The organism is Terrimicrobium sacchariphilum, assembly GCF_001613545.1.
Lineage (GTDB): Bacteria > Verrucomicrobiota > Verrucomicrobiia > Chthoniobacterales > Terrimicrobiaceae > Terrimicrobium > Terrimicrobium sacchariphilum.
The window spans coordinates 2,812,244-2,836,776 of the sequence record NZ_BDCO01000002.1; the positions used below are offsets into that span (position 1 = coordinate 2,812,244).

At 63.4% G+C, this 24,533-nt stretch carries 21 protein-coding genes; 10 read left to right on the forward strand and 11 right to left on the reverse strand.

Translation table 11 applies throughout. The annotated features are described in order from the left end of the window. Window positions 1–189 precede the first annotated feature (189 nt). Window positions 190–1,023 carry a hypothetical protein gene (locus TSACC_RS13170; protein ID WP_153811417.1) on the forward strand — a complete coding sequence of 278 codons (834 nt, stop codon included), beginning with the start codon at window positions 190–192 and terminating at the stop codon, window positions 1,021–1,023. 143 nt (window positions 1,024–1,166) lie between these two features. On the opposite strand, the gene katG is transcribed toward TSACC_RS13170, so the two are convergent. Together katG and TSACC_RS21870 are read right to left on the reverse strand one after the other, a co-directional pair. Continuing rightward, window positions 1,167–3,419, reverse strand: a complete 2,253-nt coding sequence (gene katG, locus TSACC_RS13175; RefSeq protein WP_075079722.1) for a catalase/peroxidase HPI — start codon at window positions 3,417–3,419, stop codon at window positions 1,167–1,169. 38 nt (window positions 3,420–3,457) lie between these two features. After that, window positions 3,458–4,084: a hypothetical protein gene (locus TSACC_RS21870; RefSeq protein WP_153811418.1), complete on the reverse strand. Its 627-nt coding sequence runs from the start codon at window positions 4,082–4,084 to the stop codon at window positions 3,458–3,460. Window positions 4,085–4,164: 80 nt separating this feature from the next. Here TSACC_RS21870 and TSACC_RS13185 point away from each other — a divergent pair, with 80 nt between their 5' ends. From TSACC_RS13185 to TSACC_RS22755, 4 genes are all read left to right on the forward strand, one after another. Beyond that, window positions 4,165–5,049: a LysR family transcriptional regulator gene (locus tag TSACC_RS13185; RefSeq protein ID WP_237763970.1), complete on the forward strand. Its 885-nt coding sequence runs from the start codon at window positions 4,165–4,167 to the stop codon at window positions 5,047–5,049. Window positions 5,050–5,121: 72 nt separating this feature from the next. Further along, entirely contained in the window at window positions 5,122–6,471 is a 1,350-nt protein-coding gene (locus tag TSACC_RS13190; protein WP_084400447.1) for a DNA cytosine methyltransferase, read from the forward strand. Continuing rightward, on the forward strand, window positions 6,468–7,655 hold the full coding sequence (locus TSACC_RS13195; protein ID WP_153811419.1) for an MvaI/BcnI family restriction endonuclease: 1,188 nt from the start codon (window positions 6,468–6,470) through the stop codon (window positions 7,653–7,655). Before TSACC_RS13190 ends, TSACC_RS13195 begins: the two co-directional genes overlap by 4 nt. After that, window positions 7,655–8,119, forward strand: coding sequence for a very short patch repair endonuclease (locus TSACC_RS22755; RefSeq protein ID WP_075079725.1), 465 nt, complete (start codon window positions 7,655–7,657; stop codon window positions 8,117–8,119). The genes TSACC_RS13195 and TSACC_RS22755 overlap by 1 nt, the downstream gene beginning before the upstream one ends. Window positions 8,120–8,144: 25 nt before the next feature. On the opposite strand, the gene TSACC_RS13205 is transcribed toward TSACC_RS22755, so the two are convergent. From TSACC_RS13205 to TSACC_RS13235, 8 genes are all read right to left on the reverse strand, one after another. Beyond that, the gene (locus tag TSACC_RS13205; protein ID WP_075079726.1) at window positions 8,145–9,038 is read right to left on the reverse strand and encodes a nuclease-related domain-containing protein; all 894 of its coding nucleotides are present in this window, start codon (window positions 9,036–9,038) and stop codon (window positions 8,145–8,147) included. A gap of 426 nt (window positions 9,039–9,464) precedes the next feature. Then, entirely contained in the window at window positions 9,465–10,880 is a 1,416-nt protein-coding gene (locus TSACC_RS13210; protein WP_075079727.1) for a PD-(D/E)XK nuclease family protein, read from the reverse strand. A gap of 270 nt (window positions 10,881–11,150) precedes the next feature. Continuing rightward, entirely contained in the window at window positions 11,151–12,230 is a 1,080-nt protein-coding gene (locus TSACC_RS13215) for an AAA family ATPase (RefSeq protein ID WP_075079728.1), read from the reverse strand. Beyond that, the gene (locus TSACC_RS21875; RefSeq protein WP_153811420.1) at window positions 12,227–12,514 is read right to left on the reverse strand and encodes a hypothetical protein; all 288 of its coding nucleotides are present in this window, start codon (window positions 12,512–12,514) and stop codon (window positions 12,227–12,229) included. The genes TSACC_RS13215 and TSACC_RS21875 overlap by 4 nt, the downstream gene beginning before the upstream one ends. Beyond that, window positions 12,511–13,674, reverse strand: coding sequence for a hypothetical protein (locus TSACC_RS13220; protein ID WP_153811421.1), 1,164 nt, complete (start codon window positions 13,672–13,674; stop codon window positions 12,511–12,513). Before TSACC_RS13220 ends, TSACC_RS21875 begins: the two co-directional genes overlap by 4 nt. 44 nt (window positions 13,675–13,718) lie before the next feature. Next, the gene (locus TSACC_RS13225) at window positions 13,719–13,982 is read right to left on the reverse strand and encodes a hypothetical protein (RefSeq protein WP_075079730.1); all 264 of its coding nucleotides are present in this window, start codon (window positions 13,980–13,982) and stop codon (window positions 13,719–13,721) included. Between the two features lie 216 nt (window positions 13,983–14,198). Next, window positions 14,199–14,354, reverse strand: coding sequence for a hypothetical protein (locus TSACC_RS13230; protein ID WP_237763971.1), 156 nt, complete (start codon window positions 14,352–14,354; stop codon window positions 14,199–14,201). 134 nt (window positions 14,355–14,488) lie between these two features. After that, the gene (locus TSACC_RS13235; RefSeq protein WP_075079732.1) at window positions 14,489–14,830 is read right to left on the reverse strand and encodes a hypothetical protein; all 342 of its coding nucleotides are present in this window, start codon (window positions 14,828–14,830) and stop codon (window positions 14,489–14,491) included. A 100-nt stretch (window positions 14,831–14,930) separates the two neighbouring features. On the opposite strand from TSACC_RS13235, the gene TSACC_RS13240 reads away from it, so the two are divergent. From TSACC_RS13240 to TSACC_RS13250, 3 genes are all read left to right on the forward strand, one after another. Then, window positions 14,931–15,389 (forward strand): hypothetical protein, encoded by a 459-nt coding sequence (locus tag TSACC_RS13240; RefSeq protein WP_153811423.1) that lies wholly within the window; start codon window positions 14,931–14,933, stop codon window positions 15,387–15,389. A gap of 73 nt (window positions 15,390–15,462) precedes the next feature. Further along, window positions 15,463–16,029: a TetR/AcrR family transcriptional regulator gene (locus TSACC_RS13245; RefSeq protein ID WP_075079734.1), complete on the forward strand. Its 567-nt coding sequence runs from the start codon at window positions 15,463–15,465 to the stop codon at window positions 16,027–16,029. Window positions 16,030–16,083: 54 nt separating this feature from the next. Beyond that, window positions 16,084–17,046 (forward strand): SDR family oxidoreductase, encoded by a 963-nt coding sequence (locus TSACC_RS13250; RefSeq protein WP_075079735.1) that lies wholly within the window; start codon window positions 16,084–16,086, stop codon window positions 17,044–17,046. A gap of 40 nt (window positions 17,047–17,086) precedes the next feature. Here TSACC_RS13250 and TSACC_RS13255 read toward each other — a convergent pair whose 3' ends face one another. Further along, window positions 17,087–17,293, reverse strand: a complete 207-nt coding sequence (locus TSACC_RS13255) for a DUF2188 domain-containing protein (RefSeq protein ID WP_075079736.1) — start codon at window positions 17,291–17,293, stop codon at window positions 17,087–17,089. A 231-nt stretch (window positions 17,294–17,524) separates the two neighbouring features. Between TSACC_RS13255 and TSACC_RS13260 the strand changes: the two genes are divergently transcribed. Then, the gene (locus TSACC_RS13260) at window positions 17,525–18,106 is read left to right on the forward strand and encodes a PEP-CTERM sorting domain-containing protein (protein ID WP_075079737.1); all 582 of its coding nucleotides are present in this window, start codon (window positions 17,525–17,527) and stop codon (window positions 18,104–18,106) included. A gap of 517 nt (window positions 18,107–18,623) precedes the next feature. After that, window positions 18,624–24,350, forward strand: a complete 5,727-nt coding sequence (locus TSACC_RS13265) for a LamG-like jellyroll fold domain-containing protein (RefSeq protein ID WP_075079738.1) — start codon at window positions 18,624–18,626, stop codon at window positions 24,348–24,350. The last annotated feature ends 183 nt before the right edge of the window (window positions 24,351–24,533 follow it).

Below are 24,533 nucleotides of genomic sequence, written 5' to 3' on the forward strand. Positions count from 1 at the left end.
GATCACCCCCTCGCCCAGAATCTCTTCGACCGCCTATCTCGATTCACTCCTCGGCAGGGAGAAAAGCAAAAGCGAGAGCCTTTGGAAGACTATATCACGGAATCCCTCGCCTACCTGCTCCTGGCATCTGCGGAATTCCGAAAGGGATTCCTTAGCAATATCCTTTCGCTGCCTGAAACCAATGCAGCCGTGTTCATCGCCACCCAGTCCGTTGACAACGGCTTTGATGGCAGGGCGGACATGGTGATTATCACCTCCATTCCCGGGCATGAGCGCATAGGCATTGAAGTGAAGCGGTATGCGAAATTCCAGACAGAGGAAGACGGCAAATTCCAGCGCCACCAGTTGGATAGACTCAAGGCTGGCTTCGCCGACAACGCATTCCTTCTCGCCCCGGAAAGCTACCTCCGGAAAGAACGCGCCACGATTGACAGTGCGAAGGTGGCGGAAGCCGCTTTGGAGGATGTTCACCAGCTTTGCAGCAAAGTCGCGGAGGTCGAGCCGGAGCCGTTGAAATCGCTGTTCCGCCAGTTTTCAGAGTTTCTGGAATCCAAAGGACATGCCCGCGTCAAAGTCACCCACCATCCTATGAAAACACAGTTCCTGCCCGATTGCGCCAAGCTCATGGACGATTGGACCCGGTTTTTATACAAAATCCGCGCGGACCTCGGCATAGACAGCTCTCCCAGCCAAAAGGCTCCCAAATGGGAGGAAGACCAAAAGAAATGGCCCGACATCTCGTTCTATGGAGTTTATGGTTCGGGCGAAAGCTACATCGGATTCAAGATTAATCACAAAGACGGTATCGACTGTTTCTACCAAGAGACTCGGCCCTTGGGAGACCCGCATATTCCATTGCTCGATCAGATGGAAAGAGGCGATCAGGGACAGGTGTACTATTCCCTCACCGCCCCCTATCCCTCTCCGGAGTCCGAAGATCAATCCGCGGAACTGACCCGCATCTTCAAAGATCTTCAGGCCAAGGTTCGTCAGGCATTCAGCGAACTGGAAAAGCCAGCCTGAAAAGGGCGCAAATCCCACGGATAACGCCTCGCCCTCTTCCGCCAAAAACACCATCGGCCGACCTCCATTTTCTGAAGGTCGGCCGACATTGGGGTCTTTGGGGGAACCGTCTTAGCTAATACCTGCGCCTGACGGGCTAATGCTTACGCCTTGAGCTCGAAGCGGTCGAGGTTCATCACCTTTACCCAGGCGGCGACGAAGTCCTCGAGGAACTTCTGCTCGCCGTCGGCGCAGGCGTAGACCTCGGCCAGGGCGCGCAGGATCGAGTTCGACCCAAAGACGAGGTCGACCCGCGTGCCGGTCCAACGCGGCGAACCCGTCTTGCGGTCGTGGCCCTCGTAGAGTTCCGGCGAGGTCGCGGTCCAGGCGGTGCCCATGTCGAGGAGGTTGACAAAGTAGTCATTCGTCAGCGCGCCGGGGCGGTCGGTGAAGACCCCGTGCGTCGCGCCGCCGAAGTTCGCCCCCAGCACGCGCAGGCCGCCGATGAGCGCCGTCATCTCCGGCGCGCTCAGCGTGAGGAGTTGCGCCTTGTCGATCAGCAGCGCCTCCGGCGAAACGGCGAAGCGGCCCTTCGAGTAATTGCGGAATCCATCGGCCACCGGCTCCAGCACGGAGAAGGACTCAACATCCGTCTGCTCCTGCGCGGCATCCATGCGGCCCGGGGTGAAGGGCACAGTCAATTCATGCCCCGCCGCCCGCGCGGCCTGCTCGATCCCGGCGCTGCCGCCGAGCACGATGAGATCGGCCAGCGAGACGCGCTTGCCCGTGGCCTGCGTTGCGTTGAAATCCCCCTGCACCGTCTCCAGCGCGTCGAGCACCTTGGCGAGTTTCGTCGGTTCGTTGACCGCCCAGAATTTCTGCGGTGCGAGCCGGATGCGTGCGCCATTGGCCCCGCCGCGCATGTCGGAGCCTCGGAAGGTCGACGCGGACGCCCAGGCCGTGGAGACGAGTTCCGCGACAGTCAGCCCCGTGGCGAGAATCTTCTCCTTCAGCGCGGCCACGTCGGCCTCGTCGATGAGCGCGTGATTCACGGCGGGAATCGGGTCCTGCCAGATCAGGTCCTCGGCGGGCACCTCCGGCCCGAGATAGCGCGAGCGCGGCCCCATGTCGCGGTGCGTGAGCTTGAACCACGCGCGGGCAAACGCCTCGGCAAACTCCGCCGGGTTCTCCATGAAACGGCGCGAGATTTTCTCATACGCCGGGTCGTAGCGCAGCGCCAGATCCGTCGTGAGCATGGAGGGCGCGATGCGCTTCTCGGGGTCGGCGGCGTGCGGCACGGTGCCAGCGCCCGCGTCGCCCTTGGGCTTCCACTGGTGCGCCCCGGCGGGGCTCTTCGTCAGCTCCCACTCGTAGCCGAAGAGATTCTGGAAAAACCCGTTGCTCCACTGCGTCGGCGTCGTCGTCCACGTCACCTCCAGGCCGCTCGTGATCGTATCCGCGCCCTTGCCCGAGCCGTAGCTATTTGCCCAGCCGAGGCCCTGCTGTTCCAGCCCCGCCGCCTCCGGTTCCGGGCCGACATTCGAGGCCGGGCCTGCGCCGTGGGTCTTGCCAAAGGTGTGGCCGCCCGCGATGAGCGCGACGGTTTCCTCGTCATTCATCGCCATGCGGCCAAAGGTGTCGCGAATGTCCTTCGCCGCCGCGATCGGGTCGGGATTGCCATCCGGCCCCTCGGGGTTCACGTAAATGAGGCCCATCTGCACCGCCGCGAGCGGATTCTCCAGATTGCGCCCGTGCATCTGGCCGTCGGCATTGTCTTCCGAAACCAGCACGCCGCCGTCCTTATCGACGCCCTCGGAACCATGGGCATAGCGCAGATCGCCGCCCAGCCACGTCGTCTCGCGGCCCCAATACACATCCTGATCCGGCTCCCACGTATCCACGCGACCGCCCGCGTAGCCGAACGTCTTGAACCCCATCGTCTCCAGCGCCACGTTGCCCGTCAGGATGAGCAGGTCGGCCCAGGAAATCTTGCGCCCGTACTTTTGCTTGATCGGCCAGAGCAGGCGGCGCGCCTTGTCGAGGCTCACGTTGTCGGGCCAGCTATTGAGCGGGGCAAACCGCTGCTGCCCGCGCCCGCCGCCGCCGCGTCCGTCGCCCGTGCGGTACGTGCCCGCGCTGTGCCACGCCATGCGAATGAAGAGCGGCCCGTAGTGGCCAAAGTCCGCCGGCCACCAGTCCTGCGAATCCGTCATCAGCGCCGCCAGATCGCGCTTCACCGCCGCGAGGTCGAGCGATTGGAATTCCTTCGCATAATCAAACTCCGGCTCCATCGGGTTCGACTTCGCCGAGTGCTGGCTGAGGAGTTCGACCTTCAGGCGATTCGGCCACCAATCCGTATTCGTGGTTCCGCTCGCCGGGGTCGTGTGGTGGAAGGGGCATTTGCTTTCGCTCGACATAGGTTTTCTCAGGGTTAGGGGTTAATGCTTAGAGTCTCTCAAAAAATCACGCGCCGCAATCCCGCGCTTGCGCCAGGCGCTTCCAGGCCACGCGCCATCCGCTCCGCGCGAACGCCCGCCCTGGGCCGAGGTTCGTTCCGTCCTCGGGAAAAAATCGCCGCCCGCCGCATCCTCGCGCACTGCAATGCCACGCCACGCTGGGCGCATCGCTCGCCATCCGGCTTCCGACATTCGCTCATGGCACGGCCCTCGCTCCCGGCTCGCTGATGCCCGGCAGTCGCCACGGCCTCCGCACCCGGATCGCCGCCAAACGCCGGGGGAATTCCCGGCTCGTTCGCACTCGGAAACACCGGGCGAAAAATCGCCATCCTTCGCGCCTCGCGCCGCCGGGGAACTCGCCGCGCCCGGCTCATGGTGCAGCCCGCCCGCGCTCGTCCACTCCCCTCGCCTCGGATCAGGCCGCCGGAGAATGCGCCTCCGCGCTCGGGGAAAAAGTCACCGCGTGCCACCGCATCCGCGCACACCGAAAGGCCACGCTCAGCGCCACGCAGGCCGCCCGGCTCGCCCCGGAACCAGCCGACCCTTTCGGCCCCGCTCATTCCGGCTTCGCCAGTCCCGGCTAGGCCGTACCGCGAGTTTGTTACGTAACCGCCTGCGTCATCCATGCGTGCCGGGAGTAAACCAGCCCGCGAGGTATTGTTGAAATACTTTGTTCCTTGGTCAATGATAGGCCGCACCTATGGAAATGCACCAGCTCCGCTACGTCGTCGCCGTGGCGCGCACCGGGACCTTCTCCCGCGCCGCCGAGGAGTGCCGCGTCGCGCAACCCTCCCTCAGCCAGCAGATCCAGAAGCTCGAGGACGAGCTCGGCGAACGCCTCTTCGACCGCCTGCGCCGGGGCGCGAAACTCACCGCCCACGGCGAGGCCTTCCTCCCCCGCGCCGTCCGCATCCTCGAGGAGGTCGAGGCCGCCCGGCACGAGGCTCGCGAGGCCAATGCCCTCCTGCGCGGCACCCTCTCCCTCGGCGTGCTCCCCACCATCGCCCCCTACCTGCTGCGCGACGTCCTCGTGCGCTTCGCCGCCAGCTACCCCGACGTGCAGGTCGTCATTCACGAGGACACCACCGCCGCCCTCCTGCGCCAGCTCCACTCCTGCGAGATCGACCTCGCCCTCGCCAGCCGTCCGCTCGACGACGCCACGCTCACCATCCGCGACCTCTTCAGCGAAGAGCTCAAGCTCGCCCTGCCCCCCGGCCACCGCCTCGCCCGCCGCCGCCAGCCCATCACGCTCGACGACCTCCGCGAGGAACAACTCATCGTCATGAAGCCCGGCCACTGCCTGGGCGAGCAAGTCCTCGGCTTCTGCCAGCGCGGCGACACCGCCCCGCGAATCGCCTTCCGGGGCGCGCAGTTGGAGACGATCCAATCCCTCGTCCACGCCGGCATCGGCCTCTCGCTCATCCCCGCGATGGCCGCCCGCCCCGACCACCCCGCCGCCCCCGTCTACCGTTCCCTGAACCACCCCCGCCCCCAACGCACCATCTCCGCCCTCTGGACCAAAAACCGCCCGCCCACACGTGCCGCCGGGGAGTTTTTGAGGATTGTGGAGGCTGGATCAATGAAAGACTAGCCGCCCGCAAAATCCAAAAGAGAGTTTCTCTTTTCCAAAACCAAACGTGGAAATACGTTATCGATTCACTCGATGTTGAAACCACCGACCAAAGGGTACGCCGCCGTTATTGAAGAAGCTGAGTCTCAAGGCCTAGTGACTCCGCCCTCCAAGGGAACGCTTCATTGCATTGACCTCTTCGCAGGATGCGGAGGTTTGTCTCTCGGCCTTGAGGAGTCAGGATTTAAGCCATTGTTATTCAGTGAATTAAATCACTCCGCTGCCGAAACCTACATTGCCAACCGCGTTGGTCAGGGCATCATTCCATACGGCGACATCTATCAGCTTACGGACGAAAATCTGGAGATGCTTCAGGTTAATTGGAAGTATCTGGGAATAAACGAGATCGACCTCGTTTGCGGAGGTCCTCCCTGTCAGGGGTATAGCGGAATTGGTCACCGCCGCACCTTCAAGCTCGATAAAAAAGATATCCCATCAAATCACCTGTACCAAGAAATGGCGCGTGTGATTCGGTGTGTACGCCCAAGGGCCTTTCTATTCGAGAATGTCCGTGGACTCCTCACCTCGAAGTGGTCTGCATCGGGAAAAAACGGCGAAGTCTTCAAGGCCGTGTTGGAGGAATTCAAGAGCATCCCGGATTACTGCATTCGCTGGCAATTGGTCCACGCGAAAGACTATGGCGTGCCTCAAAACCGTCCACGGGTGCTGATGGTCGGCATTCGCAGGGATCTAGTGGAGCCGCGCTTTCAGACTCGACTCTTTGACGAGCCCGTCACCATAGATCGACCTACAGCAGTAAAGGACGGATTCCTGCCTGCACCTTCAGGCACAGCACCGACCTTGGTTGAGCTGCTGTCTGATCTAGAAGATCCGGGCTACCTAAGCAAGCGAGCGACAGAGTTCTACGTTAACAATCCCAAGAATGCACTCCAGCGATCACTCCGGACAAAACCAGATGGAACCCTCTTGGCAAAAGGTGATGAACTGACAGAGCAGGAATACTCGGAACACGCCGACTATATCCGCGAGAAATTCGCCTACATGATCGCGAACAACGGCGAAATTCCTGAGAAGTACAAAACCAAGAAATTTGCTCAACGGGTTTTCCCGCGAGAATGGACTGTTTCCGGCCCAAACATCACCGCTACATCGCTCCCCGAGGATTACGTGCATTATTCCCAGCCGCGAGGCCCGACGGTTCGCGAATGGGCTCGTATCCAAACCTTTCCTGACTGGTACATCTTCCGGGGACCGAGAACTACCGGAGGTCGTCGCCGTGCCGGTGATCCCGACGCTGGCATCTGGGATCGAGACGTTCCCAGGTATACGCAAATCGGAAACGCTGTACCCGTTCAGCTTGCGCAAAAGGTTGGCGCACACCTAGCTGGCATTTTAAGAGGATCAATTAAAGTCACTCCGTGAATATACGGCCCCTGTCACATAGCGAATCGGCCAATCTTGCTGCACTCAATGAAGCGGGGGTGAAGAGCGTTTCGCTATTTGTCACTGCGACGGGCTTGCATAAGTCTATTTTTGATGCAACAGAGCCCATGCGCGCATTGTTCATTGAAGAAAAATTCCACGACTATGCACAACAAGGCCGAGGCGAACGATGCAAGGCAGTTAGGACTGCTTATGTCCATGAGGCGTCAGGAACACGCCCTGTCTCGGTATCGTTGTATCGACCCAAGACCAAGGATGGCGATCCTCGTTTTTGGATTTATGGATTTCGTCGACATGCCGCCCATGACGACGTTGTCGCCATCTTCATCCTCAACGGCGCACTTCATGCGATCAACTTAACAAAGACGAATGTTGCAGAAGCTGTGCCCGGGTCTGAACTGGACATCTTCCTCGCCAATCTTCGGATGGCTTCCTACTCCGTCGCGAACGAGTTGCTCAAGATGCTGCGCGATATTGCCTCCAAGGGGCCAATTCTCGCCGCTTGCGCTGGATCAACCTCCGTTGGACGAAGCGTTGAATCAGCTCTCGGCATAAAAGCCAATTCAAGTCGCGATCCAGATTACAAGGGGATTGAGCTAAAGTCAGGACGCAGCCAGCTATCCGCTCGTGAAACTCGAGCGACATTGTTCGCGTGTGTTCCAGATTGGGAGATGAGCCAATTAAAAAGCAGCGCTGAAATCCTCCATCATTTCGGATATTATCGGGGAACAACTTTCAAGCTTTACTGCACAGTTACAACGAAGGGCCCAAACCCTCAGGGGCTTCAGCTGACCGTTGACGAAGCGGCTCGATTGCTCAAGGAAGTTTCCAACAAACCCGATGCCCCAAAAGTGGCAATTTGGAAACTTTCCAAGCTCGAGCAGCGACTGTCTGAAAAGCATCGCGAAACCTTCTGGATCAAGGTGAAGACAGAAAAAGTCTGCGGACAGGAGATGTTCCACCTACACTCAATCACTCATACCCGTTCCCCGAACATTCCGCAGTTGGAGCGAATGCTTGTCGACGGAACAGTCACACTTGATCACCTGATAAAAAGAGTTTCCCCGACCAGAGCCAACGAAAAAGGGCCTCTATTTAAGATCGTCCGCGCTAAGATTCCTGAGCTATTCCTAGGCAAGCCGAGAACGTACGCATTGTCGTAATGGTTGATGATCTTTCTCGATTTCACGGGCTGACAAGGCCACAACTGATGTCGCGGATTCGGTCACGCGGAAACAAGAAGACCGAAATTGCTCTTCTCAAGATTCTTCGGGAGCAGAAATTCACCGGTTGGAGAAGACACGCAAAGCTGCCCGGGAAACCAGACTTTGCTTTTCCAAGATTGAAAGTTGCAATCTTTGTAGACGGTTGCTTCTGGCACGGATGCCCACGCCATTACAAGCCACCGACCACACGGGGCGCTTTTTGGGAACAGAAGATCCTGACGAACAGGAAACGTGATCGCCGGGTGTCCCGCGAACTCAGGGCCAAGGGCTGGCAAGTAGTCCGAATATGGGAATGCGCACTGGTAGGAACTCGCCGCCCGGCCACAATCCAACGACTCCAGCGTTATCTTGCACCGTGTCCAGCAGACGCAGGCGATCTCCCCCCCGCGCAACATCACTAGTCACCTCTTCCTTTAGGAAAAAGCCTCAATCCTTCACATCGCGGCAGCGGGAGTCTAGCTGGCGGGCGATGAGGTCGACTTGTTGGGGGTCGAGGATGCAGAGGCCTTTGCCGAGGATGTGGGTGGGGAGGTTTTTGGGGTTCTGGACGGCGACAGGGCCGGGGGTGCGGGTTTCCACCCACCAGCCGGGGAGCGCGAGCACGGGGCGGGCGGCGATGTCGAGGCCGGTCATTTGCCGAATCCACTTGGTGAGCCATTCCGCCTCGTTCGTGGCCTGCTGGAGGCCGTAGGTATCCTCCGCCCAGGGCCAGATGAGTTGCCGTCCGTCGTAGAAGACCTTGTGATCCGCGAAGCCCTCCCGCGCGCGCCCTTTGCGCCGCGTCTTGGTCTCGATGGCAAAGAGCCCCGTCGGCCCGACCACGACATGATCGAGGTTGAACGCCCCCTTGCCCTCATCCACCGGCACGTCGTGAAAGACCCGGTATTCGCGCGGCAGCGTGGCGAGCCATTCCCCCACCGCCCGCTCGCCCATGTAGCCGAGGAGGTAATCGCGCCGCTTGATAAAACTCCCGTACACCCACCTGCAGCTCACCACGAGGCCCACAATCAGGACGAGGGCCGCGAGGATAAGGGACGGCCAGACGAACACCTTCCCGAGCTTCGGTAGCCCCCACAGAATCAGCCAAGCGATAACCCAGGGCACAAAAACGAAGAGAAAAGCGTTTTGCGGGACATTCTCGTCCATCTGAAAAATCTTCCGCCGCAGCGTCTCCCCGGGCGCCCGCAGCAGCTTAAAATCCTCAGGCCACCTCTCTTTCGACCGTTTGCCTTTGATCACCAAAAGGAGGAGCCCCACCGCATACGGCGCGAGTGCACACACCACGAACAACACCATACCCACGATGAAAGACTTATCCACACGCTAAGCCTCAATTTTCCGAGCCATATGCCAAGCCGATTTTGCCGCGCTTGCTTAGCGCCCGTCCTCGCGCTAAACCTCAGCCGACCGGAAGCCCCCGCTGGGGCGTATGCCGAGGGGTTGCTTTTCGCAGCCATGAGGCCGGGCTTCCGGTTCTTTCTTCGCCCCGGCGCTCCCCTGCCCCTTGGCCGGGCGCAAGCCGCAAATCGGGAGCGGACCCTCCTCCCAGCCCTCAGACCGAACTGAACGAAGCCGGGATGCTTTCTCTGTTTTTCACGGGAATCGCCGATCCGGTTCGTTCAGCTCATCCTCGAGGGAAAACGCGTTTCGTTTCCGGCTCGTTTAGCGTTTCGTTCACCTTCGTTCAGGAAATTCTCTCCTAGGGGGCTGAACGAAGAAACGAACGAGGACTGCGCGGCAGGAGGGTCAGAACAAATTCTTTTGCACCATCGGCTGCTCCAAGGCGACCAGAGACGGCTCGAAGGTAAAGGCATTGCTCTCGTCGAAGTACCCGCAGCGGAATCTCTCGAGCGGGATGCCCGTACGCACGGACAGCATCACGGCGTAGCTGTAAATCTGCCCGGCGGCGTAGCGTTCCGCGTAGGCGTTGGGCTTGTAGTCCCAAATCCAGATGGTGCCATCCGCCTCGCACCGCAGCAGATCGATGTGGCCGGTGAGCACTCCACCCTCAGGGAAGATGGCCTCGTAGCCGTCGTACTCCTCTGCGTCCAGCCAGATCGGTATCTCCACCGCGATGGATGTCGGGTCATTTTGGAGAAAATAGCATTGGAGATTCTCATGAGCGCTCTTGTAGAGCCCTGCGCCATAGCACGCATTGGCCAAGCCGATGATTTGATGGTCGCGGTGCCGTGTGATGTTGTCTTTGATCTTTAACCTCAGCCCGGACGATGTAGGCGGCTCGGTGAAAAAGTGGTTGGGACAATCTCCATCTCTCAGCATTTGAAAGAAGTCCTGCAACTCCGGAGCGGTGCTCTTGGCTTTCCCGGTATCCACGCGAAAGCGATAGAAATTGCCATGTGCGAAGCTGATGGTGATGAGTCCCTCCTTTTGCTCCTTTTCCTTGAAGGGAATGAAATGCCCGTGGGCGCGAAGGTTGAAGCGGCTGACCTTCGCCGTCTTGCTCGGTTTATAGAGAACCTTCTTTAGGCAATCCCGCATGGCCTCTGTGCCTCCGGTATCGACCACGAAGGCGGCAATAGACACCGTGGGAACAAAAGCGCTGGCATCACTCAACCCCAGCTCGTGCGGGCTGAAGATTTGCTCGCGCAGGTCCGGGTAGTGGGAGAGGCAGCGCCGAATTTGCGATAGCTTGGCCTTGGAGACCTGATTGCAGGGATCGAAGGCCATGAGAAATGCGTGAGGCTTTTTAAGGCCATCGTAGAGCGAATGCAGGGCATCCCGCCCGACCTGCTCGAGGCACTTGGCCGCGTCGGCCACCAGCAACGGAATGAGCGGCTCCGGGCTGGATGCATCAAGGTGGGCAAAGTCGCCCGTTTGCAAAAATTTGTATAACCGCCCTTGGGTTGTGGTGATCGTCTCGACTCGCGAGCCTTCCCGGTAGTGGGTCAGTTCGAACGTCACGGGGGATGTCCAGTTGCGCAGGAACTGGCTGCCCTCATCCTCCTTGAGCGGCGGCGCTATGGCCCGGCTCGGCGACTTTACCTGAATGGACCATTGCAAGAGCTGGACAGCCTCATCCCATGGCTTGTACCCATCGGGAGAGCTATAGAGAATATCCCCCTGCTCAAAGCGGCAAAAGCCAAGGGGGTCCGTAAATGGCGTCGGTAACGCCCACGAGAATCCGGGGAAGAACGACTTCATGCGTTAGCGACGCTATCACGGGAGGCTGAGCGTTCAAGAAATCAAAGACGGCTTCGCTTAGAGACTCAGATAACGGGGCTGGCAAATCTTTCGCAAAAGAGCGCTTTCGTTCAGATGGTTCGTTTTCGGTTCGTTTAGCTCATTCCAGAGGGAAAACGCGTTTCGTTTCCGGCTCGTTTAGCGTTTCGTTCACCTTCGTTCAGCTTTTCCCCCTCCCCAGAGAGAAAAAACTGAACGAAGGATTTTGAACGACCCGGAGCGCCTGCGGACTTAGCGGAGGGCGTATTCGCGACCTCGCTTCACGAGCCACCCGGCCTCGATGCCGATCTTGGCCAGGCGGGAGATGGCTCCCTTGGTCAGGCCCATTTCATGCGCGATATCCTCGGCGCTGGTGAGGCCGTCTGCGACCCATTGGCGGAAGGTGTCGAGGCTGCTGGCGGGCTTGGTCTGGATGGTGATCGAACCGTCCTCCGAGCTGTGGAAGGTCCACTCGATATTGGGCTGTTCCGTGCGGCTGTTGCGATCCTTGGTGAACATCGAGCGGAAGGTGGTTCCCTTGCGGCTGACTTCCCCCCGCAGGGTCTCATCCAGCCGGATGACCCAGAAGGCGGCGTCCTCGCGGCGGGAGGTGCCTCGCATGGTTTCCTTGTTGCGGCCCGAGTGGTGGACGACGACCACGGCGATGCGGTGGCGGCGCAGGGTGAGGAGCCAGCCGAGGACGGATTCCCAGTCGTCGGCGTCGTTTTCCTTCATGCCGGAGAAGAGGCACGAGAGGTTGTCGAGGAAGACGATGGTGATGCCCTGGGCGAGGAGGAGCTCCGTGAGTTCGTGCTGGGCGGTGGGGCTGGCGAAATTCAGCACGCCGCCCTCGAGGTGAAAGTACGCCTCGTGGTTGAGCACGACGAAGCCCTCGCCCGCCCCCATGCCGCTCACCCGCGCCCGCAGCGCCTGGCACGGCATCTCGCCGTCGACGTACAGGATGCTCCGCCGCGCCGCCGCCTGCCAGGGGCCAAAGGCGGTGCCGTTGGTGATGGCCGTGGCCATGCCGAGGGCGAACCACGTCTTGCCTAATCCACGCGGGGCGTAGATGAACCCGAGGTCGCCCTCCATGAACCAATCGCCGAGCACGGGCTGGCGCTCGGGAATGTCGAGCGAGCCGAGCGCGGGGACGGTGCGCAGGGTGCGTGCCATGGAGCCGGGCGCGGGCGCGAGGGGTGCGGCGGGCGCCACGTCGCGCAGGAATTCGGGGACGGGCTCGGCGGGTGGTTCCCCGGCGGCGCGGGCGGAGTCGGAGGCTTGCTGGGATTTCAGGTAGTCGGAGAAGAGGCTCCAGTTTTTGGCGAAGTTCATAGGGTGTCGAGTCGTGGTGTTAGGGTTTGGTGGGTGGAGAGGATGAGTTTTCCGTGGTTCAGTTTTTCAGACGTGGCGCGGTGGGTTGGAATGGTCGGCTCCGCGTTGCGCGGGGTCGCTATTTGCTCATGGTGGACATACCGCCTCCGGCTGACCTTGGGAGACGGCGCGGGGAGGTGGTCCGCCTGCGAAGGAAGCTCCGCCTCGCGGGCGACATTCGCGGCGGGAGACGGCTCGCTATCGGCGAAGGACGGCGCGGGGTCGAGGGTGGCGTGTGGGTTCATAGCGTCGGGGCTGAGGTTGGAGGTTGGGACGAATAGAGGGTGTATTGCCTCCGCTGGTTGTCGCGGGGTCGGGCGCTGTTGGGTTCCGGCGGGGCCGCCGGGGTGAGGGTTGCGCGGGTGCCGGTGTGGCGGCGCACGTCTGCGCTGACCTCCGGAGGGACGGTGGCGGCGCTATCGCTGCCCGCGTCCATTTTCGAACAAGCCTCGGGGTTCAAAGAAGCCTCGGGGTTCAAAGAAGCCTCAGGGTTCAAAGCGGCGTCGGGGTTCAAAGCAGCCTCCGGGTTGAGGCTGAGGTCGGGGGTTGGGTCGAGGTAGAGGACGTATTGACGCTGCCCGTTGTCGCGGAGGCCGTCGGGGATGCGGACAAATTGCGACCGCGTCCAGGTGGCGCGATCCGCGCCGAGCACGCAGGCGTAGCGCATGAGGGCGCGGGCCTCGCGCTCGGGATCGCTCCCGCAGCGGAACCACCCGTGGAGCGACCGCCTGCCGCTGTGGACGACGAGCGCGAGCGGGGCGAAAAGCCCGAGGTGCGCGAGGATGGCGGCCTGTTCGTCGGGCGTGCCGCCGTCCTGCTCGATGATGAGGTGGCGGCGCGGGCCGGTATTTTCCAGCGTGTGCTGGCTCACGCGGCCATCGCGGGTGCGCCCGGTGCGGCTCGTCATGGGCGATGGCACCATGAGCGCCAGCCCGGCCAGCCTGCCGCGCCAGCGGGACCGCCGCCGCGTGGCAAAGACCGCGCTGCTCTGCCCGCAACACAGCAGCGGATCGCCGGGAAAGAGCGCGTCGACCACGGCCTCGGCTTGCGGCTCGTCATCGGCCAGGCGCACCGGGGAGGAGTCCCACAGGTCGGTCAGGGTGAAGCCGTCATTCTGCGCCAGCACGGCGCGGCGTCGCTCGGGATCGGGCGGCGGCCACAGGGACGAAGCAGGACGCGCGGGGGCATTCGCAGCGCCGGGCTGCCACGCGACCCGGCGGGAATTCTCCACCGCACGCTGTATCTCCTGCTCCCCGACCACGCGCCCGCATCCGGCGACGGAGGCGCGGAGCATCTCGAGGATCTCGCGCTCCGTGCGGTAGGCGTGGAGCACGCGGGCGAGGCGGAAGAGGTAGAGATTCACCCCCTGCCCCGCGCGGGGCGGAGCCGAGAGGAGGTCGCGCACGAAGCGCGGGAGTTGTTCCTCCGCCGTCCTTGGCGAACGGCCCGTCATTCGCGCCCCGCCTCCGCGTGGAGCATGCCGCCCACGTGCCGGGCAAAGGCCAGCCGGTGCTCCGGGCGGCCCGTGGCGAGGTACTGCGCCGCCAGCCGCGCGGCTTCGCGCTGCCACGGGTCCCGCCGCCCGGGTTGAAAAAGCACCTCCTGGTACACCGTCGCCAGCACCGCGCGACCCGCCTCCCTCGCTCGCGGACACCGCCCGCAAGACTTGCATTTCTCCTTATATGCCATGGGGCGATAAATAAGCAGAAACATGGGTCATTTGCGATCTCCATTTTCTAAGCGAAGGGGAAAACTGCTAACAACCCTGCAAGGGTTGCAACACATGCTAGTTTTCCAGCTTTAGGAAAAGCGCCGCCGGATTCGCGCTTTGCGAAAGGATGGAGGAAAGCGCCCGATAGGCCTCACGACCGGGGACACACCAACCCTGCGGCGAAGGCATTCGCGGAGCGGGAGCAATGCTCGATCCGCTCAATCGCGGAACACGAAGAGCGCAGCCGTCAATAGCGCGCCGATGAGGAAAATGAGCAAGCTGCTTTCCACGAAGTACGGGTAGGCCATCAGCGCGATGCCGATGATCACGGGTTTCAACGAACCCGACTTTTTGCCGTAAACGAACGCGCCCATTCCGATCCCTCCGAAAAGGATCATTCCGAAAAGCGCCTCAGGCGTTGGCATCCCCGGAAAGGTAGCGGAGGATCGGGCGCAATGCAATCCGGCTCGAGGCCCCAGCGAATCCTACCGGTTTCCCTGAAAACCGCTTAACGATAATAACACACCGCCAGCGCCGCGCCGAGGAGGACGAGGAAGGCGACGATGCCGGGCGCGAGGCGCAGGCTGCCACGGAAGGCCGCGATGGCAAAGCCGATGGCGACGACGGTCAGGAGCATGATGATCGCAAAGCCGTCGAGGAAGGTCGGCGTAGCGTGGGCAGCGGCGGGCGCGTGCGGTTTGCCCGTCACGGAGGTCAGGCTATTGAGCCACAGGGCGAGCAGGGCAAAGACGATCCCACCGCCGATCTTTACTATTCGGCGGTTGCGGAAGAATAACGGGGAGTCTTCCTCCTCCGATTCCTCGCGGGGTCGTGGCTCGTCGGGGTTCACTTAAGCGCGGAGCCAAGCATAATTCCCCCGTCCTGGGCAGGAAAAAAACACCGGCTCGCCCGCGGTGGCGGAGGGCGGCGGGCTCTGCTACAGTGCGCGCATGTGCAATCGCTACCGCACCGTGAGCGCCGAGTGGCGGGCCGGACAGGAGTTGGAACTCGAGGTCGTCGGCGGGGATTTTTACCGGCCCAAATGGGCGGGCAGCGCGACGGTGGAGAAGCTGAAGCGGTATTGGCTGCGCGAACCCGGCAGCGAACTCGCCCAGACGCGCGAGGACGTGACAGAGGTCTCCGAGACGGCGGAGGACGACGGCGAACTCCAGTGGTGCGCGGCCCCGGCGGGAGCCCGGCTGCTCTTTGTCATCGCCGCCCCGCCCCCGGGCAAGACCTACCGCCTCGCGAAGCTCATCACCACCGCCGCCACGCCGGACCAGGCCGCGTATTTCCGCCGCGACCGCTTCCCGCTGCTGGGCCGCCTCACCCCCTCGGGCGAGATCGCCATCATCCCCCCACTCCCCGCCCCGCCGCCCAAACCGAAGCCGCAGGGCGAGCTTTTTTAAAGACGGCAGGCGGGAAGCGGATCGCGCGGATATTAAATTGACTAATCAGTCAGTCATTCCTAGGTTGCCACTCATGGCGCGACCGAAGAGCAATGACAAGCGCAGGGCGATCCTGGACGCGGCGACGCGCGTGATCGTGGCGCAGGGCCTGAGCGCGCCGACGGCGACGATCGCCCGCGAGGCGGGGATTTCCACCGGGTCGCTCTTCACCTACTTTGAGACAAAGACCGACCTGCTCAACCAGCTTTACCTGGAGCTGAAGGGCGAGATGACGGCCGCCGCGCTGGCGGACTTCCCGGAAAAGGCGGCGCTTCGCAAACAGGCCGCCCATGTGTGGTCGGGCTGGATGAAGTGGGCCGCCGCGCATCCCGACAAACGCCGTGCCCTCGCCGTGCTGGGTGTCGCCGACGAGATCACGCCGCAAACCCGCGCCGCCACGCAAAAGCTCATCGCCCGCCCGGCGGCATTGATCGAGCAACTGCGGGGCAAGGGAAGGCTGAGCGACGCGCCCATGAGCTTCGTCGGGCCCATCATCACGTCGCTGGCCGAGACGACGATGGATGTGATGATCAGCGATCCCGCCCGCGCCGAGGAGCACTGCACGGCGGGATTTGAGACCTTCTGGCGCGTGCTGGCCTGAGTTTTTTTTGCAATATTATTGAGTGAGCAGTCAGTCATTACAAAGAAGAAAACCATGAGCAAGGAATCATCAAAGATAGAGGTCGCGCGCGGCTGGAGCGTGGCGGATATCCCGTCGCAGGCGGGGCGCACGGCGGTCGTCACGGGAGCGGGCGGCATCGGGTACGAGATCGCGCGTGCGCTGGCGGGAGCCGGGGCCGAGGTCATCATCGCAAGCCGGAATGCGGAGCGTGGTGAGGCGGCGATCGCGGCGCTGCGTCGTGAGATGCCCCGGGCGGCGGTGCGATTCGAACTCCTCGACCTGGCGAGCCTGCGGTCGGTGGCGGATTTTTCCGCGCGTCTGCTGGCGGGCCGGGCCCGGCTCGACCTGCTGGTGAACAACGCCGCCGTGATGAACCCGCCGACCCGGCAGGTGACGGAGGATGGCTACGAGGTGCAGTTCGGCGCGAACTACCTCGGCCACTTTGCCCTCACGCTCTGGCTGATGCCGCTGCTGGCGGCAGGCAATACGGCGCGGGTGGTCACGCTCTCAAGCATCGCGGCGCGGCAGGGGCGCATCGCCTTTGGCGATCTCCAGTCGGAGCGCAGCTATCGCCCGATGAAGGCCTACAGCCAGTCCAAGCTGGCCTGCCTGATGTTTGCCCTCGAGCTGCAGCGCCGCAGCGAGGCCGGGTGCTGGGGCGTGACGAGCCTCGCGGCGCATCCCGGCGTCGCGCGCACCAATCTCATTTACAACACCTCCGGACCGCGCAGCCTCTTCGGTCTGATGCGCACCGCGCTGTGGTTCCTCTTTCAGCCTGCACCCGCCGGGGCGCTGCCCGCGCTCTATGCTGCTACGTCGCCCGACGCAGCGGGAGGAGCCTACTACGGCCCCGCCGGGCTCGCCGAGCTCCGGGGTGAACCCGCCAGCGCGATGATCCCGGCCCCGGCGCTCGATGTGGAAACCTCCGCGCGGCTCTGGGAAATCTCCGAGCGCCTAAGCGGGGCGTTCATCCCCTCGCCCGCCGCCGCACGATGAGGGCCGGGGTTTCCGCCCGATCCTCCACGCTACGACGCACCTAAGTCTCCACCACGATCTCCTCCGTCACGCCGTCACCGTCGTGGAGGACGACCGTTTGCAGGCCGCGCTCGCGGGCGAGGTCCCTGGCGCGGGCGATGGCGGCCTCCTTGTCGGAGTCGCGGGTGAGCAGTGCGCCGTCCTGATCCTCCACGTCCCAGCGCCCGTCCTCGGGCATCACGTGAATCTTGTCGGTCGTGTGGTCCATGGCCGGGTATCGCGCGGCCCCGGCGGGGTGGATGCGGATGTGCGGTGAAATCCGCCGCTCGCGTCGCGATGGTCGGCGAAACAGGAAAATTTCCGCAACGCGCCGGGCTGGCGGCTGGTTGTGCAAACTATTACCAGTTGCGCGAGTCCTTGCGGGGCGATATTCGCACACTTCCCCTTGCGCGGAGGCCGGAGTGATGCCACTGAGTATCGCCCGATACGCCCGTACCTCATGAGAAAACACCTCGCCCAGCACCTCCTCGCCGCCCTCGTCTGCCTGCTCGGGTCGCTCGGGGTTGCCCAGGCGCAGACGGGGCTGACCCTGCGCGGCGATGCCGTGACGGGCGCAGCGGGCGACGAGGTGACGGTGGTTTTTCGCACGGTGGGCTTCTGGCAGATCACAGAGGGAATGGGCACGATCCAATGGACGCCGACGGTGATGGATTACGTCCACGCGGGCGACTTTGGCATTCCCGAGATCACGAACGGGACGTTTTCCCTCATCCCGACGGGCAGGCTGATCTTTCAATGGAGCAGCGACAACGTCACCGGCAACACGCTCGATGATGGCACGGTGCTTTTCTCGCTCACCTTTGGCCTGCACGGCAGCCCGGGCGCGAGCACGACCGTCGCGTTTACGGATGGCTGGACGGAGTTGCACTTTCAATCCGCGGAAAATATCAACCTCCCCTTCTCCTCCGATCCCGCGAATGTCTCGATCGTACCCGAGCCCGCGAGCGGGTTCCTCGTCCTGGCCGGGCTGGCGGGTTGCCTGCTGTGGTATCGGCGGCGCAGGCTGCGCGGCCCCTGTTAGCCATCCCTCTGCGGCGGAGGCTAACTCGCTTTCCTAACACCCCCCAACGCCCGCGCCCGGGCGCCCTCTCCGGAAGCGGAGGCCGCCGGCGGGTGGGACGTCCTCCCGCGGGACGAAGAGGCGGCTTCTCCCTCGCCGATGTGCACCAGCATCCTTACGGCGGCAGGAGGAAAATCCGCGCTTCGGGCATGGAGCGGTCGGCGCACTCGCAGGAGGTGCGACCCGGCGTTCTCACGAGGCTGCCGGGGCAGATCACGCGCCGCTTTTTGGGATGAGCTTCCGACCCCGACCGCGCGGGCCGGGGGGCACTCGCGCCATTTCCGCACCTCGGGAAAATCACACCTGCCCTCCGGAAAGAGGCCCGGCCCTCGCCAGATCCTGCCTCCCCGTGAGGAACATCGAGCAGCAGTGAACGCGCAGCGCGGGAGTGGAGGACATCATTTAATCAAACGATTGACACGCATGATCGCGACATGGCAGATGTATCCCGGGCCGGGCCCTGCCCCGCCATGCCCCCATGAAAGCTCCCTGTATTTTTCTCCGGGCCATTCTGCTGGTCCTGCTCGCAACATCCGATCCCCTCTGGTCCTACACGCAGGCACACCTGCAAACGGCCCAGGATGGCACGATCGAGACGATCCCGCTGGAGGCGACCGTGCAGGAGACGCCGCCGCAGATCCGGATCAAGACCTACGCGCCGGGCACCTTCACCATCTATCGCAAGTCGCCCTCCGCGCAGGACTGGGGCACGCCGGTGGCCTCGGGCGTTTCACTCTCGGCGGAGAGCGTGTGGACGGATGCCTCCGTCACTGTCGGCACGCTTTACGAATATCGCTTCGTCAACACAGCCGCCACCTCGCTCAGCTACATCCTCCCCACCGGCTACATCCTTTGCGGGATCAAGGTGGACGGCACGCAGTCGCGCGGCCGCATGGCCGTGCTCGTCGCCTCCGACGTCCCGGCCGCGTTGCCGACCGAGTTTGCCCAGTACAGGGCCGATCTGGCGGCCGACGGGTGGACGGTGCATGAGATCGGAGTGCCTCGCGCGGCAAACTACACCGGCCTCGGCAATGGCACGATCCTGACTCTCAAGGTGAACTCCGGCGGAACCGGCTATACAAATGGCGCTTACGTCCGGCTGACCAATGGCTCGGGCAGGATCGCGCGCGGCAAGATCACCACCTCGAGCGGCGCGATCACCGCCATCAGCATCCCCAATGGCGGCGGCGGCGCAGGGTTCTCCGTCAACGAGACGCTCACGGTCTCGGGAGGTTCCAACACCGGGACGGGGGCCACCCTCATCGGTCATGTGAATCTGTCGCAGCAGGTCCTCAAGTACCCCGCCGACAGCGCTGGCGGCACCGGCTATACCTCGGGCGAGAGCGTCACGCTCACCGGCGTGACCAGCGGCCGGACCGCGCAGGCCAGCATCTACACCCTTTCGTCGGATGCGATCTACTGGCTCATCATCAGCTCCAGCCAGACCGGGTTCCTCCAGGGGGAACGTCTCATCATGTCGGGCAACACGACGGGCTCCGGCGTGGGCGTGATCCTGGTGGATACCGTGGACGAGCAGGGAAAGCTGACCAAGGCGGGCCTCTACCCCGCAGGCCTCGGCTACATCAATGGAGAGGCCGTCACCATCACGGGCAAGAGCAGCGGCAAAAAAGCCCAGGGCTCCCTGCTAACGAACGCCGAGGGGGTGATCCTCTCCATCGATATTATCTCCAGCGAGGCGGGATTCCTCGCGGGCGAGTCCCTCGCGATCTCGGGAACCACCGCAGGCTCTGGCATGGGGGCATTCACCGCCGCAGTCGGCGGGCCGCTGGCCTCGGTCGAGGTCGTCACCGGCGGCTCGGGATACTCCGATGGCAATGTGGTGACGTTTGATACCGGGACCACCCGAGCCCAGGGCGTCCTCCACACGACCAATGGCGTCATCACCTCGGTCACCGTCACCGCGGGCGGCACCGGCTTCAGCGATGGCGGCTACGTTTACCCCCTCGGGCTGATGTCCACCTCCGGCGGCGCGACGGCCACCGTGCTGACCGTGGACAACTCCGGCACGGGGCGAAAGGTGAACGTCACCTCCGGCGGCTCCGGCTACCGCGACAACGACCGCGTGACCATCTCCGGAGCTGGCGGGACCATCACCGGCTCGATCATTGCGCCCGCAGGCACGATCACCGGCATTTCCGCCGTCCTGCCCGGCACCTTCGCGGCCGGGGAGACGCTCACCATCACGCCCTCCTCGGGCGGCAGCGGAGCCACCGCCAGCGCGGACGCCACGCTGACGAGCTGCCACCTGCTCATTCGCAGCGCCATCCAGGCGGTGAATACCGCCTACCCCGGTGAGCTGAAAAATCTCGCCATCATCGGCAAGGTGCCGGTCTGCCGCAGCGGACTCAACGACGGAGCCGGAGCCGATGGCCACGGCAACGTAGCGCCCTACGGCACCGATGCCTTCTACGCCGACATGGATGGCGTGATCGGCACGGACTGGACCGATATCAACGACAACCCGACCTACAGCGCCACCGCGAATGTTCCCGGCGACGGCCAGTTTGACCAGGAGAAGATCTCGCAAGTCGGCGGCGGCGGCCGCGTGGAGCTGGGCTTTGGACGTATCGACCTCTCCCTCGGCATCCAGACCGAGACCGAGGCGCTGCGGACGTATTTCAACAAGCTCCACCGCTACAAGACGGCTGCGGCGGACTTCCGCCCCGGTCGCCGCGTGGCGGACCGCTGGATGTACCCCAACGAACGCGAGGCCGAGTTGCAATCCATGCCCGGCGTCGTCGGCATGGCCAATGTGGAGTTTACCACCAACGCGATGCTGCCCGTCGTGAAAAGCGGGCAGGATGCCGATCAGCTCTACACCACGCAAAACGGCCCGTACCTTTTCTATTTCAAAGGCAGCAACAGTCCGGCCAGCGGCGTCGGCGGACGGGCGGTTTTCTGGACCGGCATGCAAAGCCATTGGGGCTACTGGTACGAGTCCAGCCTGCTCACCTCGGGGTCCAACCTCATGCAAAAAGCGCTGGCCGAGGACAGCTACACCCTCAGCTATACCTGGAACATCTGGGGCCTGCGCTACATCTACCATCGCCTGGGCATGGGCCTCGACGCGGGCGACATGATGCGCCAGAGCATCAACAACCGTGGGTGGACCCTGGGAGGCACCTACACCTACAAGTTTTATAACCAGAACAACGGCGACTACCACGGCTCGCTCTACATGAACCACATGGGCGATCCCGCGCTGCGGCTCTTCATGTTTGAACCGCCCTCGGCGCTCAGCGTGGTCAAAACCGGCGGCGTGCCCGTTCTCACCTGGACAGCCTCGCCCGACGCGGGCGTGATCGGGTACCACATCTATCGCGCGTCGCATGCGGGTGCTCCGTTCACCCGGCTCACCTCCGTCCCGGTGCCGGGCACGACGTACACCGATGCGTCGGCCACCTCCGGCAGTGCCATTTACATGGTGCGCGCCGTCCGACTCGAAACCACCGGCGGCGGGACCTTTTACAATGCCAGCCTCGGCATTACCCAGGTCGTCAATCTCGATGTCGCACCGTCACCAGTCGCGATCACCACCTCCGCGATTTCCCCGCTCAGTTGGAACACTCCCGTCTCCCTCACGCTCTCCGCGACCTCCGGCGTGCCGCAATACACCTGGACTCTCGACTCCGGCACCCTGCCCGCCGGGCTCGCACTTTCCCCGACGGGCGTGATTTCCGGCACTCCCGCCATGCCGGGCGTCTACGCCTTCGCCGTCCGTGTGACCGACCAGATCAACCAGACCGCCGCCCGCACCTACTCCGTCACGGTCACGTCCAACAGCGCCAATGTCCTCTACCCCGAGGCGACCACGTACACGGACAAGGCCCGGCCCACCACGTCCTTTGGCACCGACGAGGCCAGCTATATCTCCGGCGTCGCCGCCAACCAGTACGAGACCTTCCAGCGCTACGATCTTTCGGGCCTCGCGCGGAACAACAGCTTTGTCCGCGCCACCCTGTACCTCTACGTGACGAGCGGCACGACGTCCGGCACCGTCGCCAACGTCCAGGCCAATCTGATCGCCGACGCGCAGGATGGGTGGATCGATCGCGGCATCTCGCAGCCCTTCACCGGGGCGGCCAGCAACGGCTCCGGCAAGTCTCGTATTACCTGCCCCAACCATGGCTTTGCCAACGGCATCCAGGTTTCCCTCGCGGGCCTGACCGGCACGGGCGCGCCCTCCTCGGGACCCTATGTGATCACGGTGGTGGATGCGGACCATTTCGATCTGCTCACGGTTCCCTTCGGATCGTGGACCTATGATCCCGCCCTCGCCTACGTCTCGACGGCGAGCATGACGTACAACACACGCCCCACCTCCTACAACACCACCGTGCCCACGATCGCCGGCGCGGGGGTGAACACACCCGGCACGCTCCTGAGGTTCGACGTCACTCCGTACGTTCGCGAGACGCTCGCCAATGATCCGCTCAAGAAGCTCAGCCTGCGCTTCTTTACCGCCACCCCGCAAACCGTCGCCGTCGGCTCGGCCAATGCGTACGGCGACGCGCGGCCTTACATCGTCCTGGAAACCACCGACGGCCCCGACATCGCGGTCAACCGGCCCACGGCCAGCCCGGCGTACATTTCCCTCGGCGCGGGCCTGCTGCTCGACACGACCGTGACGCCGCTGGCGGGACGCAGCGGCGCTCTCTCCCTCGCCTGGACGAAACTCTCGGGCCCGGGCACGGTCACCTTCTCGCGCCCGACCTCGGCAGCGACGGCAGCCTCGTTCTCCGCCATCGGCGAATATGTCGTCCGCCTGACCGCGAGTGACGGCGTGGCCTCGGCCTACCGCGACTTCACGGTCCGCGTCATCGACCGGCCCGTCACCGGTCCCGTCGACAGCAGCCTGCTTCTTTACCTGCCCTTTGATGAGGGAACCGGCACCACGGCGGCGGACATCATGACACCCGGCGGCAAGGCCACCTTCACCGGAGGAGCCCTTTGGTCCAGCTCCGGACGCATCGGCAACGCGGCGGCCTTCGCCGGGACGGGGCAATACGCGGTCGTTCCCGACTCCGCGACGAAGCCGCTCGACGGCATGCAGCAGCTCACGGTGTCGCTTTGGATCAACCAAAAGGTTTCGGAGACCGACAGCGCCACCTACCGCACCGTCGTCTCCAAGAGCAACGGCCAATACAGCCCGATCGTCTACGAGATCAAGCTGCGCGGCGGAGCGGGCGGGAAGAACACCGTCTACGTGAGCGTGAACGGCTCGCGGCCCACCTTTTACGGCGCGACCCAGATCGGAACGAATGAGTGGAACCACCTCGTGCTCGTCTTTGACGGCACCCAGGCGTCGGACAACGTCAGGTACTACCTGAACGGCAACCCGGAGCGGTTTTTCACCATCTCCGGCGCCACCAGCGTAGCCCGCAACGCCGCCTGCAACCTCTACGTCGGAGCCCATGACAGCGGGGATACGAAGACCTTCAATGGCATCATCGACGAGGTGCGGGTCTACAACCGCGCTCTCTCGGGCGATGAAATCCGCGATCTGGCCCAGGCCGTTCCGAGCCGCATCGGCCCCGCCGTCAGCGTGAGCGGACCCATCTCCGGCACCACCGGCAGCGCCCTGCCCGTGACGGGCACAGCCAGCAGCACCGCCGGGCCGGTCACGCTGCAATGGAGCGCCCCGCAGGCCTCCGCAGCCGCCACCTTTGCCAACCCGGCGGCAGCCTCGACGACAGTGAGTTTCAACCAGCCCGGGACCTACACCGTGCGACTTACCGCCGACGATGGCAGCATCTCGACCTGGGCTGAAACCAGCGCATCCATCACCCCCGCGCCCGGCATGTCCTCGTGGCTGCAGCAGCACTTTGGCACCACCGATGCCACCGGCTCACGCGCCCCGACGGCCAACCCGGCAGGCGATGGCCTGGCAAACCTGATGAAATACGCCCTGGGTCTCGATCCTAATACCGCCTACTCCGCAGCCGACGCGGGACTCGCTCTCGGCCAGACGACCGTCTCGGGCCAGGAGTATCTCACCTACACCTTCACCGGCACCGCCGCCGATGTGACCTACATCGTCGAGGCGGCAAACGGTCTCGGCGAGCCGTGGACCACCATCTACTCACACAGCGGCTCGGCCCCGGGCACCGTGACCGTGAATGACACCCAGCCGATCCAGGCCGCGACCAAGCGCTTCCTGCGCCTCCGCGTCGTCAAGCCCTGAGGAAGCCCTGGCCGCAGACCATGAAAACCCGGCTCTAGCCCCTTGCAACATTGCCCCCGATGCCAACACGTTCCATCCCACATTCCAGGGAGCGCCAAGGTTCCAAATTCATTAGCGCAGACCGCGTCTGCCTAACGAAATTGCCTTGCGCATCGGAGTTTCAGCGATATATCAATGGTTTGA

Coding starts and splice junctions, on each gene's coding strand:
- TSACC_RS13240 (WP_153811423.1), top strand. CDS start 14,931: ATGTGCAATCGCTACCGCACCGTGAGCGCCGAGTGGCGGGCCGGACAG.
- TSACC_RS13210 (WP_075079727.1), bottom strand. CDS start 10,880: ATGAAGTCGTTCTTCCCCGGATTCTCGTGGGCGTTACCGACGCCATTT.
- TSACC_RS13225 (WP_075079730.1), bottom strand. CDS start 13,982: ATGTTTCTGCTTATTTATCGCCCCATGGCATATAAGGAGAAATGCAAG.
- TSACC_RS13250 (WP_075079735.1), top strand. CDS start 16,084: ATGAGCAAGGAATCATCAAAGATAGAGGTCGCGCGCGGCTGGAGCGTG.
- katG (WP_075079722.1), bottom strand. CDS start 3,419: ATGTCGAGCGAAAGCAAATGCCCCTTCCACCACACGACCCCGGCGAGC.
- TSACC_RS13265 (WP_075079738.1), top strand. CDS start 18,624: ATGAAAGCTCCCTGTATTTTTCTCCGGGCCATTCTGCTGGTCCTGCTC.
- TSACC_RS21875 (WP_153811420.1), bottom strand. CDS start 12,514: ATGAACCCACACGCCACCCTCGACCCCGCGCCGTCCTTCGCCGATAGC.
- TSACC_RS13185 (WP_237763970.1), top strand. CDS start 4,165: ATGCACCAGCTCCGCTACGTCGTCGCCGTGGCGCGCACCGGGACCTTC.
- TSACC_RS13190 (WP_084400447.1), top strand. CDS start 5,122: ATGTTGAAACCACCGACCAAAGGGTACGCCGCCGTTATTGAAGAAGCT.
- TSACC_RS13255 (WP_075079736.1), bottom strand. CDS start 17,293: ATGGACCACACGACCGACAAGATTCACGTGATGCCCGAGGACGGGCGC.
- TSACC_RS13245 (WP_075079734.1), top strand. CDS start 15,463: ATGGCGCGACCGAAGAGCAATGACAAGCGCAGGGCGATCCTGGACGCG.
- TSACC_RS13230 (WP_237763971.1), bottom strand. CDS start 14,354: ATGGGCGCGTTCGTTTACGGCAAAAAGTCGGGTTCGTTGAAACCCGTG.
- TSACC_RS21870 (WP_153811418.1), bottom strand. CDS start 4,084: ATGGATGACGCAGGCGGTTACGTAACAAACTCGCGGTACGGCCTAGCC.
- TSACC_RS13260 (WP_075079737.1), top strand. CDS start 17,525: ATGAGAAAACACCTCGCCCAGCACCTCCTCGCCGCCCTCGTCTGCCTG.
- TSACC_RS22755 (WP_075079725.1), top strand. CDS start 7,655: ATGGTTGATGATCTTTCTCGATTTCACGGGCTGACAAGGCCACAACTG.
- TSACC_RS13215 (WP_075079728.1), bottom strand. CDS start 12,230: ATGAACTTCGCCAAAAACTGGAGCCTCTTCTCCGACTACCTGAAATCC.